10 protein-coding genes and 1 other RNA gene are annotated in these 12,542 nt (G+C 35.8%); 3 read left to right on the top strand and 8 right to left on the bottom strand.

The window, feature by feature from the left end:
* Window positions 1-2: 2 nt before the first annotated feature.
* Both I5818_RS06790 and I5818_RS06785 read right to left on the bottom strand, forming a co-directional pair.
* A complete protein-coding gene (locus I5818_RS06790) occupies window positions 3-1,307 on the bottom strand; it encodes an ABC transporter substrate-binding protein (RefSeq protein ID WP_078110885.1) in 1,305 nt (434 codons plus the stop codon).
* A gap of 790 nt (window positions 1,308-2,097) precedes the next feature.
* Window positions 2,098-2,886, bottom strand: coding sequence for a zinc ribbon domain-containing protein (locus tag I5818_RS06785; protein WP_071976488.1), 789 nt, complete (start codon window positions 2,884-2,886; stop codon window positions 2,098-2,100).
* Window positions 2,887-3,094: 208 nt separating this feature from the next.
* Between I5818_RS06785 and I5818_RS06780 the strand changes: the two genes are divergently transcribed.
* Window positions 3,095-4,027, top strand: coding sequence for a VanW family protein (locus I5818_RS06780; protein ID WP_071976489.1), 933 nt, complete (start codon window positions 3,095-3,097; stop codon window positions 4,025-4,027).
* 164 nt (window positions 4,028-4,191) lie between these two features.
* Here the strand turns inward: I5818_RS06780 and I5818_RS06775 are convergent, their stop codons facing one another.
* The 3 genes from I5818_RS06775 to I5818_RS06765 all read right to left on the bottom strand — a co-directional run bounded on the left by I5818_RS06775 (window position 4,192) and on the right by I5818_RS06765 (window position 7,099).
* On the bottom strand, window positions 4,192-4,599 hold the full coding sequence (locus I5818_RS06775) for an SDR family NAD(P)-dependent oxidoreductase (RefSeq protein ID WP_268876198.1): 408 nt from the start codon (window positions 4,597-4,599) through the stop codon (window positions 4,192-4,194).
* 109 nt (window positions 4,600-4,708) lie between these two features.
* Window positions 4,709-5,134 (bottom strand): nucleoside 2-deoxyribosyltransferase, encoded by a 426-nt coding sequence (locus tag I5818_RS06770; RefSeq protein WP_078110886.1) that lies wholly within the window; start codon window positions 5,132-5,134, stop codon window positions 4,709-4,711.
* 282 nt (window positions 5,135-5,416) lie between these two features.
* The gene (locus I5818_RS06765; protein WP_078110887.1) at window positions 5,417-7,099 is read right to left on the bottom strand and encodes an FAD-dependent oxidoreductase; all 1,683 of its coding nucleotides are present in this window, start codon (window positions 7,097-7,099) and stop codon (window positions 5,417-5,419) included.
* A gap of 216 nt (window positions 7,100-7,315) precedes the next feature.
* Between I5818_RS06765 and I5818_RS06760 the strand changes: the two genes are divergently transcribed.
* A complete protein-coding gene (locus tag I5818_RS06760; RefSeq protein WP_078110888.1) occupies window positions 7,316-7,942 on the top strand; it encodes a TetR/AcrR family transcriptional regulator in 627 nt (208 codons plus the stop codon).
* Between the two features lie 375 nt (window positions 7,943-8,317).
* A complete protein-coding gene (locus I5818_RS06755; protein WP_209391878.1) occupies window positions 8,318-8,725 on the top strand; it encodes an LAGLIDADG family homing endonuclease in 408 nt (135 codons plus the stop codon).
* Window positions 8,726-9,196: 471 nt separating this feature from the next.
* On the opposite strand, the gene ssrA is transcribed toward I5818_RS06755, so the two are convergent.
* The 3 genes from ssrA to rnr all read right to left on the bottom strand — a co-directional run bounded on the left by ssrA (window position 9,197) and on the right by rnr (window position 12,536).
* Window positions 9,197-9,537, bottom strand: a transfer-messenger RNA (tmRNA) gene (ssrA, locus tag I5818_RS06750).
* 135 nt (window positions 9,538-9,672) lie between these two features.
* Window positions 9,673-10,140: an SsrA-binding protein SmpB gene (gene smpB, locus I5818_RS06745; protein WP_058002848.1), complete on the bottom strand. Its 468-nt coding sequence runs from the start codon at window positions 10,138-10,140 to the stop codon at window positions 9,673-9,675.
* 68 nt (window positions 10,141-10,208) lie between these two features.
* On the bottom strand, window positions 10,209-12,536 hold the full coding sequence (gene rnr, locus I5818_RS06740; protein WP_071976493.1) for a ribonuclease R: 2,328 nt from the start codon (window positions 12,534-12,536) through the stop codon (window positions 10,209-10,211).
* Window positions 12,537-12,542: the final 6 nt, after the last annotated feature.

The raw sequence follows: 12,542 nt of genomic DNA, 5'->3' as shown, positions 1-12,542 counted from the left end.
TATTACCTAGCAGCTTCCCAAGACTTTTTAGATTCATTCACTAAATCCGCCCAACTCATTTTACCGCTTATATATTTCTGGATGTTGATACCTAATTGCTCTTGTCCCCAGCCTGTTGGATATCCCATAAATACCCATGCAATGGTTTTGCCATCCTTTGCATAATTATAAACAGCTTTTGCTAAAGGATCTGAGATTTTACTTGCATCGAAGCCATCATATGCAGGAATAAATTTGAAATCATTAATAACAGCTTCTTTCCCCGCATCAGATGTATATAACCAGTCTAAGAATTTTTTCGCCTCAGTAATTTCTTTATCATTTTTATTTTTATTTACTGCCCAATACATTGGTACGCCAACAGGAATGGCATCTTCTTTATATCCTTCAACAGGAATTGGTAATAACCCAATACTATTTTCCGCTAATTCCGGATCAATCCCTTCAATTGAACCATATACCCAGTTTCCTTGTTGAATCATGGCTACTTTACCAGTTGAGAATAATTCTTCAACTTGTTGAGAGTAGTCTAAACTTACAGTTGGTTGTACAGAATATTTGTTTTCTAAATCAAGAACATGCTTAAATGCATCGGCATATTTAAAATCAACTTTTTTAGCATTATAAGCATCCATAACATTTCCATTAAATTCTGGTGCTAAAAATGTATTTGACAAATGTAAACCTGTTACCCATGTTTCCTTACCAGGTAATGCAAATACCGCATCAAGTCCTAAATCTTTTTTCTTCTTATCTAATGTTTTTACAGCGTCTTCTAAAGCTGAGAATGAAGTAATTTCTTTCGGATCAATTCCTGCTTTTTCAAAAACTTTTGTATTATAAATGAAACCATATCCCTCTTGGTTATAAGGTAAACCTAGGATTTCATCTCCTTTTTTAACCCCTTCAAGTGTTCCGTCAAGTGCAAGTGATGCTGCTTTTGTATCTGATAAATCTGCTAATTTTGCTTCCCAATCCTTAACGTCTTGGGGACCACCTACATTGTAAATTGTCGGCTCGTTTCCTGATGCGAATTTAGACTTAAGTGCTGCACCATAATCCTCACCACCACCGACTGTCGTAATATTGATTTTTACGCCTGTATTCTCTTTCTCATATTTTTCTGCTAGTTTTTTAAATTGATCTTTAAATTCAACTTTAAACTGAAAAATATCAACAACTACATCACCTTTAGATGATCCTTTTCCTTCTTTTGAATCATCGTTTGATGATGAGCATCCAACTAATCCTATACTGACTAAAAGAATTAGAGCCAGCATAGCAGGTAAGAACCTTCTTACTTTCATGATTTATACCCCCATCTTTTTTGTTTAACTACTATTCATGTAATGCTTGCATACCCAGGAAACCGCTTGCATTGTTTTCTACTTTTAAATCTACCTTATTTTTGCAAGAATCATAGATTAAGATTAAACCGCTTACAAAATATAAGAAAAAATAAAGAATTTTAGTTTATTATTATTCCAAGGTTGATGCAAACGATTGCATAAACTTATGTCATTATAGTAGCACAGGAAATAAGTGTTTACAACAGAAATTTTTTAAAAGTCAAAAACCTTCCTATATTAAAGCTTTTTGTAAAGCATGTTCCTAATATGGATTCAGCGCATGTTATGGCTAATGACATTTCAAAAAGTAAATGGTAGGGGTAGAAACATGATGCAATCAAGCCCCATTAGATGAATAGATAAAAATGGATTACGAGAAACACAGAAAAAAGCCTTTCCCTTACTCAATAGAGAAGAAACAAATAAAAAGAGCCAGGGTAAAGCTGGTGATGGGACCAATCCTTTTCCACTGCTAGATGAATTGGTGTACAGAATGGACAAAAAAATAAAGAAAAACCATTTTATATGAAACAACAGGTTTAATAATCAGTCTTCCGGTATCAAACGAAGATTTATGATAATACGAAAGAAATAGCAGATACTTGATTGGTTCGGAGAAGCGTTCGCTCGACTCCTACGGGAAAGGAAAGAAGGCGGGAACCTGGAAAACCTCATCTCTCAAAAATAAAAAATGCCGACAAACTAATTGTCGACAGTGTGAGACCCAATGAACATCGGGTCCGTTTTCTTAAAAAATATTAAACAGGCCACTAAAAAAATTCTTAGTAAAAACATCAGATGTTAAAGCAACAAAGATCCCCATGATCACATAGGCGATAAGCAGCCCATAAATAGGATCGAATTTTACATTAGATTGTTTTCGGTAAGAAAGAAATGTGATAATAATAGCAATTTGAAGGCTAATCAAAATTAAACTGATAATAATACCAATTATTTTTAATAATCCTGGTAAGGCAGCAATAAAGAAAAGTACTGATAAAACGGTAGGTATAGTAATTAACGTACCAAAACGACCTAGTATGTGATTAAACGAAATACTTACTTTAAATAATAATTTTTGAATTCCAAATAGCACCGCTACAGCCACTAATAAAGTAATAATTCCATATAAAAACACTGAAAAAAATGTTTTAAAGAAATGAATATTATTACCTAAAAGACTAAAACCACCAGTGATAGACTTCATTTCAAAATACGTACCTAATCCAAAAAATAGTGATAAAAAGAAAATATTAAAATAGCCGAAAAGGAAATCATTTGGTTTTTGATTAATTCCTCTTTCAAAAGGAGATTTTATATTTTCTAATAAAAATCCCCAGTAATTTTTAGCAGCTTTCTTTGCCTTCTCTACATTTTCATTTAAATGCTTCTTCTCTTCTTGTCCATCTTCCATAGTGACTGCTGAGGCAATCTCTATTTTTGATTGATTCACTTCCTGCTGTTCCACTCTTTTGCCACAACCACTACAAAATAAATCTTCTTTTTCTAAACTCTCCCCACAATTTGAGCAATACATTAATCGAGATCCTCCCCCGTTTTCCTCATCTTTTTTGGAAAATAATAGACTTTATTCCATTTACATAAAATTATACTAAAAGTCCCACAAGATAAAACACCTTTTATTTAGAAAAGGTATAAAGAACTACCTTTCAAGCTATTTTCCCTATTCTTGCTCACATAAAAATATTCTTTCTTACCTATACTATTTTGGGAGGTGATCATTTATGAAATGGATTGGATTATCCATTTTAATGTTAGTTGGAAGCCAAAATATTCTTTCAGATAATTTTACTGTATCTCATAATGGTGAAACCATTGCCAATGTCAATCGAGCTTATTTTTCTAATCCTTTCATCGATATACCTTTAGTAAATGAGAATAACTATGAGAAATTTATTCAACTCCTTGAAAAAGCGATTTATCAACCACCTGTTAATGCCACTCTCGACGACACCGGTAATATTGTGCCTGAAAAGGTTGGCTATAAATTGGATCACGATACTTTTACAAAGCAATTTTATACATATTATTTTAATCAAGGCCCTGCTAACATCATTGCTCCAAAACAAATGGTTTATCCAAATGTTGATAGTGAATTACTTTCACTCATTCGGGTGAAACAGATTGGTCATTATACTACTTTTTTTAACTCAGGCAATAAAGAGCGATCAATGAATATTAAGCTTGCTAGTGAGGCTATTAATAATCAAGTAGTATTTCCGGGGGAGACCTTTTCATTTAACAAAGTAGTTGGTAAGAGAACAAAGGAGAAAGGCTATATGCGCGCCCCTGTAATTGTAAAAGGAGAACTATCTGAGGACATTGGTGGTGGAATTTGTCAGATTTCATCCACTTTATATAATGCGGTGGATAATGCGGGGATCACGATTACCGAGCGCTACTCTCATAGCAAACGAGTGCCTTACGTACCTTCTGGACGAGATGCCACAGTTAGCTGGTACGGTCCCGACTTTCGGTTTACCAATAAGTATAATCAACCTGTGTTAATTCGCTCGAAGGTCTACGGGGGAACCGTACGCATCATGGTTTATTCTTCTGAAGACATCAATTTTAAACCGAAAAGAATCCAAAAAGCTACCTATAAGTTGCCGAAAGAAATCCCACTTGATTCTGAGGTGAATAGGAATCATTTATAGTTAGTAATCGTTTTATTTAGAGGACACTAGTTATGTATTTGAGAAAAAAACATTCTTTTTCTTATGTTATTCCTCAATTATATACTCAGTGTCCACTTTGAACTTATAGCAATTATTGCTCTGCGATTTTGTGAAGAACTCTAGTAATCATGGTTCTACGTGCTTTATTGGTTCGCTCTAATAACCTGTCCATTCATTCCGTCGGCTGGTAAGGTTGCCAACTTGACAATTCCAGCAACAACCATCGCTGGTTCACCTTCTCCATAAGGGTTTTGCTCCGTTTTTAAATTTCCTGGATCAAACATGTTTACTAATATACCATGATTTTTTTCTTCTATTGCGACAGTGCGCATTAATCCTTCTAAACCTGCTTTAGCAGCGGAATATGCTCCTAACCCTTCGTACTCAAAGTTGGCCATCGCTGAGGTAATCGATACAATTCGACCATATTTCTGTTTTCGCATGATTGGGAGAAATGCATTAGTTACTAAGAAAGAGCTATAAAGGTTGAGACGAATCGTATGATCCCATAACGAAAATGTCATGTCATGTACCGTACTAAGTAAAAGAATCGGTCGAGATGATGGGGCTTAATAATTGGATTCCAAGATTAGAATTTAATTTATCTTTAGGAAGCTTACCTTCCTTTGCCGAATCAATTATAAGCGTATTTATATATTATTAAAGCATTTCACCCATATAAAAAGAGCTAGGTAAATGGTCAAAGTCATAGTCTTCAAGCTCCGCCAAGGTGATATTTGCGTGTGAACCCTCATGCACCATTAAATTACTATTTTCACCAACGTGAACTAATATAACAGGCTTGTCAGTAGCATATGCATAACCAAGTTCCCAGGCTGTTCCACTATCGGAATAGTTGCCATGATAGATACCCACAATAATTTCTGCCCATTTAATATGTTTTATATCATCCATGAACGTTTCAATTGACCATTGACGTGAACCAATCTCCACATGCTCATCTTTTGCCTTTCTCATTGGAGAAAATACTTTCAAACCTTTTTTCTCTAAAATCACCTCAACCTTTTCCAAATATCCAATCTCAACATCATTGAAAAACGGACTCGCTAAATAAACTCTTTTCATTTTCTTCTTCCTCCATAACGATGCTATAAACATTTCCTTTTTCCATTAGTATTGACTTTCCAATTTAATTATAAATATTTGGCCTTGTGTTATAAAGAAACTTTCAATTTAATCACGATATCGATCTGTCAAATTAGAATTGGAGAATTTATTTACCTCACTTCAAAAATTTCCCTTAAGCAAAAAAAGTATCCCTGCAAAGAGATACTTCAAAATTAAATATAAATACCCATTATTTTATAAAACTAGTTCATTTCGGAAACGCTAAACTAAGTGAAGTTTCTATGCTTCTATTGGTCTTGCTGCAACAGCTGCCATCTCACTTGCAGCAATATAACCGAACACCATCGCCGGCCCTATTGTTGCACCAGGTCCTGGATAGGTTTCTCCCATCACAGCAGCAGCACAATTTCCAGTAGCATATAACCCCTGTATTTGCTGTCCATTTTCATGAAGGACTCTTGCAAAATTATCCGTGACTAGCCCACCTTTTGTTCCAATATCCCCAGGGTAAATGGGAATCGCATAGAAAGGTGGTTTTTCCAATGGTGCTAAATTAGGATTTTTTAATGTTGGGTCACCATAGTAACGATCATAAGCACTTACGCCGCGTTGAAAATCTTGATCATGTCCATCTTTGGCGAATTTATTAAAGCGCGCAATAGTTGCTGCTAATTTATTTGGTGGCACACCAATTTTTTTCGCTAAATCTTCTAGTGTTTCTGCCTTTTTCGTATAGCCTGTTTCAAACCATGTCTTTGGGAAGGATTGTCCTGGCATAATACCAAAAACTAGATAACGTTTTTTCACCGTTTGATCAAAAATCATCCAAGAAGGAATCGTTGTTGCTCCTCCTTGATTATTTTTGTACATTTTATCTACAAATTCATGGTAAGGAACCGATTCATTTAAATAACGCTCCCCTTCACTATTTACAATAATTAGCCCTGGGGTTGCCCGTTCTGCGACAGGCATAAATGCTGGAGAACCAGGTGGGATTGATGTTGGTGTCCCCCACATTTTATCCATCAAATCCAACTTTGCCCCTAATTTACGACTAGCGCCAATTACATCGCCAGTTTGTCCTTCAGAGGATAATGTCCACTCTGTATTGGATGGTTGGGGTAAATACTTTTCACGGAGCTCCTGATTGTGTGAAAATCCACCAGAGGCAAAAACGACGCCATGCCGTGCTTCAATATTTATTTTTCTACCATTTTGTTCGGCAATAATGCCAGTAACACGATTATTTTCAAATACAAGATCATGAAATGAAGTAGATAACCAAACCTCTCCACCTGCTTCCTTAAGCGAAGCATATAACCGGGCAATGAGAGCCTCTCCTAGTGTAGCGGGATTATATGAACTTAGCTTCGTTCGTATAAGACGCAAACCAACTTTCAATGATGTCTTTTTCCCAATCCATGTTCTCGTAATCATATTTACTTTATGAAATTCGCTTGACTTCAGCACCATCCCCTTTGTCGGTAACCCAGATTTGCGCATATTTTTTTCATCTTTGCCTAACTTACGAAGATTGAAAAGCTGCGCTTCAATTGCCCGCCCACTAGGTTTTCCGCCAGGCAACTCTGGATAATAATCTGAATACCCAGGAGTATATTCCCATCTGACATGCTCCGTATTTTCATGAAGATATTTTATCATCTCAGGTCCTCTTAACAAGTACGCATCCTTTAAATATTGAGGGACCCGATCGCCTACAGTTGCATCCAGATATGCTCTAGCTTGCTCATACGAATCGCCTACACCAGCTTCTTCTAAATAGAAATTATTTGGTATCCAAACCGTGCCCCCCGATTTAGATGTTGAGCCTCCAAAAAGCCCTGTTTTTTCTAATACAATTGCTGAAAGACCGTGTAGCTTTGCAGTTAATGCTGCGGTTAATCCACCTGCTCCAGAACCAACGACTACTACATCAAAGCTGAAATCCCAATGTTTATCCATAAGCCCAAACCCCCACTTGAAATATTTAAAATATGGTACACTGTAATTAAATTTAGGGAAGATTCAGAAAAGTAACACCGATTATATGCTCCCTTGCTACAACTATAATTTCCTTTAGTCAAATCATTCAATCAGTAAATTACTTCATGTTGTATTGATAAGCAACAGATTTCCCTAATATGTTTAAATAATGAAAGATTTAAGGGAGGAAATCACATGATAAACAAGGAGAAAATTTCGGATAAACGAGTACGTAGAACGAAATTGCAATTAAAGCAGGCTTTTATTAAACTAATGGAGGAAAAAAGTTATGATCAAATTACAGTGACAGACATCGTGAACCGTGCTGATTATAATCGTGCAACCTTCTATCGCCACTACAATGTTAAAGAAGAATTAGCAGAGGAAATGATAGCTGACAGAACGACAGCACTCGTAGAAACGTTCAAATATCCTTACAAAAAGAAAAATATGATTCATCTAAACTCTCTATCTCCATCAGACATCATCGTATTTGATCACATTATGGAAAATAGGGATTTCTATAAACTATGGAGAAAATTTCAATCAATACCCGGATTTGAGGAATCATTTTTACAGTCCATAGCAAAATTTATCAAAAAGGATATTACTTTATTAACTCCTCATGACCCTCATTTGGATAATAACCTTTATACAACTTTTTATGCTAATGGCATTTTAGGATTGATATTAGATTGGATCAAAAATGGACTTGAACCGCACCCCGACTATATGGCAGAGCAGCTTGTGAAAATCATAAACTATTATCCTGCTGAGTCATATATATCTGCAAACGGCAATTCCCCCGCTACTTTATGTTAATTGGTAAAAATGGACAACTATACATTCCAATCTGGGATGGCACTACATAAAAAAGGTTAAAACCTTATAGACTAATAGAAAATTTCAAAGTATGTCTAGAAAAGCTATGTGTACAGATAAAGCAGCCATGGAAAGTTTCTCTGGAATTATGAAACAAGAAATTTATTACGGAGAATACTAATATCTTTTGGGGGCAGTACATTTCTAAGGAACGAATTAGATATTCTAATTTAACAACATCGTTTAGAAAAAGGTAATTACCCTTTAAGTAGTTCATCCTATTAACTCCACATTAATATTTACTTGCTTAGTCACACTAAATTTTGTAAACTCAAAACAGAACGTATGATCGTTTTCATAAAAGGGAGGCTAGACATGGAAAAATGGGAAGCAGCCTATGTAGCTGGAATTATAGATGGGGAAGGAAGCATTACTTTAACTAGAATGCATGAAAAGGAACACAGACGTCCATGTATCACAATTGCTTCTACTGATAAAGAACTACTCATTTATATTCAATCTTTAACAAGGGGAATAATAATAAATAAAAAGAATTACAATCCGAATAAATATAAAAATTCATATACCCTATATATTAAAAAGAAATTAGATGTATTTAATACATTACAATCGATAACACCATTTCTAAGGATAGACCAAAAAAGAGAACGTGCTAAATGGATTCTCAATAATTACGATACTGTCACTCCACGAAATGGAAAATACTCTCAAGAACTTTTAAATGAAAAATTGATGTTTGAAGAGAAATTTTTCAAATTATAAAATTTTAACTATACAAACCAATGAAAATTCCAAAAGAAAACAGGATATTTCCATATTGCCTACACTTTAATTATCTCTAATCTAATCAAAATCCTTTCCCACAAAATAAAGCATAAAGTTTCCAAAGGAAATTTTATGCTTTATGTCATAATTATTAAATTATTATCCACCATTATGTATTTGGTGGAGACGGTGGGACGTGATATTCCATACTTTCGTAATGGCACTGACTATATCTTGTACCTGAAAATTTTTCAGGTACCCCGGCGTATTATACGAATTATATATTTACTTAGTTCAAGTAGAAATTCGTATCCTAGTACTACCTTTTAGGTAGCCTATAAGTCGATACACGGCTGTTGGATTGCTCCACATACCGCTCGGCATTGCCTTATCGCATTTAAGCAACTTAGGTTTCACCGATAAAGCCGGATTTTCACTTATGTGTTACCACATAAGGCGACTATTTACTAATCGAACCCACGTCCAGAAACATTGCCACTTAAGCGTCTACGAGTGTAGTCGATATATTATTGTTTCGCAGCTTCTTCTGCCTATCGACAGGCGTCTGAAGTGCTAGCCTGATTGGTCTCTTCCATCGTCCCCAGGCGGAGGACAACCGGCGTAGCCCACTACAGTTGAGACCCTGACCCTACCACATGGGCGATGGAGGGAGGATCCGCTTAGTGCTTATTAGGCAGCTAAAGCGAAGTTATTGTTAGATTTGCCAGTTATTATTGGCTTTGGCGTTTTTACGAGGACGACCCCCTCGACTCGCAACCTAAGCTCAAACTATCCCTGTCGAATCCGTAACGTCCCCATATTAGAAAAGTTACGATCTTCTCTTAAAAAGAGAAGGATGCTCGAGACATATGAGCTTATTTTGATTAACTACATGTATTATTATAGCATAATAATCATGAAATGCAATTGTAAATTTCTTCAAACTACATTTGCTGACGAGCTTTAAAGGCTTTTTCAATTTCACGTTTGGCTTCTTTTTTCTTGAGATCTTCACGCTTATCATATTTCTTTTTCCCTTTACCAAGGCCGATAAGTACTTTGGCATATCCATCTTTTAAATACATTTTAAGAGGGACTAATGCATAGCCAGCTTCCTTCGTTTCACCGATTAATTTATTTATTTGTTTACGGTGAAGCAATAATTTTCTTTCACGCAATGGATCATGGTTATAACGATTTCCTTGTTCATATGTACTAATGTGCATATTGTAAATGAAAACTTCACCTTTTTGGATTCTAGCAAACGAATCCTTCAGGTTCACACGACCCGCACGAATGGATTTAATTTCTGTGCCTTGAAGAACAATTCCCGCTTCAAATGTTTCCTCAATAAAGTAATCATGATTTGCTTTTTTATTTTGTGCAACTACTTTGCCTTCTCCTTTTGGCATCTTTTTCTTCTCCCCTCTTGCCTGAAAGTAAGGGCACCTTGATCACAGGTATCAAAGTGCCACTTTATTTATTTACGTTTTTTTGAACGCTTATTTTTCGGTGTATTAGCAAAGGATTTTTTCTTTTTCTTCTTTGCTTTTGGTGGACGTGTAGACCAATCACCATTATCAGAATTTCCTTGTGGTCCTTTTTTCTTTGTATCCTTTTTATGTGAACGAACCTTAACAATTCTAGGCTGTTCTTGTCTTCCTCTTCTTGCTTGGTTATTCTTCATACCTACAATTTCAAAGTCAATATCGTGTTCATCTTTATTTACATTAATGACTCGAACCGTAATTTCGTCACCGATGCGGAATACATTTCCCGTTTTTTCACCAATCATCGCATATTGACGTTCATCATAATGATAATAATCATCTGTCATATAACTAACATGAACTAGACCTTCAATTGTATTTGGCAATTCAACAAACATTCCAAAATTCGTTACAGAACTAATCATTCCATCGAATTCTTCGCCCACTTTATCTTCCATATATTCAGCTTTTTTCAACTCATCTGTTTCACGTTCAGCATCAACTGCCCGTCTTTCCATTTTTGAGGCATGGTCCGCGATCTCTTGAAGTGATGCATCCCATTTCGCTCTAGTCGCTTGATCGAGTTTTCCTTCTATGAGATACGTACGAATTAAGCGATGGACAATTAAGTCCGGATAGCGACGAATCGGTGATGTAAAATGTGTATAAAACTGAGTTGATAAGCCAAAATGTCCTAAACTTTCAGGATCATATTTTGCTTGTTGCATCGAACGAAGCATAACAGTCGAGATGACCATTTCCTCTGGTTTGCCCTGAACCGCTTCAATAATTTCTTGCAATGCTCTAGGATGGACAGAGTTGGCTGTTCCTCTAACAATTAAACCGAAATTAGTAATAAATTCGAAAAAGCGTTGTAGCTTTTCTTCTTTAGGGTCTTCATGAATTCGATACATGAATGGAACATCTAGCCAATGAAAATGTTCAGCAATTGTTTCATTGGCAGCAAGCATGAATTCTTCAATTAAACGCTCTGCAACTGAACGTTCACGAATGACTACATCAACTGGCTTTCCTTCTTCATCGACAACGACCTTTGCCTCTTTAAAATCAAAATCAATGGCACCACGTTCCATTCTTTTATTTCGAAGGATTTCAGCCAATTGTTCCATTGTTTCAAACATTGGAACTAACATTTGGTAACGGTCTCGAACTTCTTCATCTTTATCTACTAAGATTTTATTAACATCTGAGTAGGTCATTCTTTCAGTCGTTTTAATGATGCTTTCAAAAATCTCATGGTTAACCACTTCCCCTTTATCGTTAATTTCCATTTCACACGATAAGGTAAAACGATTAACTTTAGGGTTTAACGAACAGATTCCATTTGATAATCGATGAGGAATCATAGGAATGACGCGATCAACTAAATAAACACTAGTTCCTCTTTCTAATGCTTCTCTATCAATCGGTGAGCCTTCTGTCACATAATGCGTCACATCAGCAATATGTACGCCCAATTTATAATGACCATTTTCAAGGCGAGTAACCGTAACAGCATCATCTAAATCTTTTGCATCGGCCCCGTCAATTGTAACTATAGTTTCCTGGCGTAAATCGCGACGATTTCCTATTTCACTTTCATCGATTGTATCTGGTACATTATTGGCTTGTTCTAATACTTCCTCAGGAAATGCTTGCGGGAGACCATGTTTATGTATGACAGATAAAATATCTACACCTGGGTCATTTTTATGTCCTAGGATTCTTACTACTTCTCCCTCTGCATTTTTATGCCCTTCTGGATAAGAGGTTAAATGAACAACCACCTTGTGTCCTTCAACTGCTCCTGCATTTGCATTTTTCGGGATAAAAACATCGCTCCCGAATTTTTTATCATCTGGAATAACAAATCCGAAATATTTGCTTTCTGTATAGGTTCCTACTATTTCTGTAATCCCACGTTCTAAAATCCGGACAACGGATCCTTCTCTTCTCGCTCCTGAGCTTTGTGAAGAAACTCGTACTAAAACGATATCACCATGCATAGCGTTATTTTTTTCATGGGGTGGGATAAAAATATCATCTAATCCCGGCTCTTCAGGTGTAACAAAGGCAAAGCCCTTTGCATGACCTGTCATTTTCCCACGTACAAGATTCATTTTCTCTGGAAGACCATAGCGATTACTTCTTGTTCGAACGACAAGCCCTTTTTCTTCCATTGACACAAGTGTTTTAACAAATTCCTTAAAATCTGTAGAATCTTCAATTCCAAATACTTGCTCCAATTCTTGAACAGTCAGTGGTTTATAGGCTTCGTCTTTCATATATGTTAAAATTCGTTCAATTTTTTCTTCCATAATCAT

The sequence above is a fragment of the Heyndrickxia oleronia genome (assembly GCF_017809215.1).
Classification (GTDB): Bacteria; Bacillota; Bacilli; order Bacillales; family Bacillaceae_C; genus Heyndrickxia; species Heyndrickxia oleronia.
The sequence above is the reverse complement of the archived record's forward strand: the minus strand, read 5'-3'. Positions and strand labels throughout refer to the sequence as shown.

Bases quoted from the DNA above. Each gene is read 5' to 3' on its own strand.
- I5818_RS06790 (WP_078110885.1), bottom strand. From the start codon at position 1,307: ATGAAAGTAAGAAGGTTCTTACCTGCTATGCTGGCTCTAATTCTTTTA.
- I5818_RS06785 (WP_071976488.1), bottom strand. From the start codon at position 2,886: ATGTATTGCTCAAATTGTGGGGAGAGTTTAGAAAAAGAAGATTTATTT.
- I5818_RS06780 (WP_071976489.1), top strand. From the start codon at position 3,095: ATGAAATGGATTGGATTATCCATTTTAATGTTAGTTGGAAGCCAAAAT.
- I5818_RS06770 (WP_078110886.1), bottom strand. From the start codon at position 5,134: ATGAAAAGAGTTTATTTAGCGAGTCCGTTTTTCAATGATGTTGAGATT.
- I5818_RS06765 (WP_078110887.1), bottom strand. From the start codon at position 7,099: ATGGATAAACATTGGGATTTCAGCTTTGATGTAGTAGTCGTTGGTTCT.
- I5818_RS06760 (WP_078110888.1), top strand. From the start codon at position 7,316: ATGATAAACAAGGAGAAAATTTCGGATAAACGAGTACGTAGAACGAAA.
- I5818_RS06755 (WP_209391878.1), top strand. From the start codon at position 8,318: ATGGAAAAATGGGAAGCAGCCTATGTAGCTGGAATTATAGATGGGGAA.
- smpB (WP_058002848.1), bottom strand. From the start codon at position 10,140: ATGCCAAAAGGAGAAGGCAAAGTAGTTGCACAAAATAAAAAAGCAAAT.
- rnr (WP_071976493.1), bottom strand. From the start codon at position 12,536: ATGGAAGAAAAAATTGAACGAATTTTAACATATATGAAAGACGAAGCC.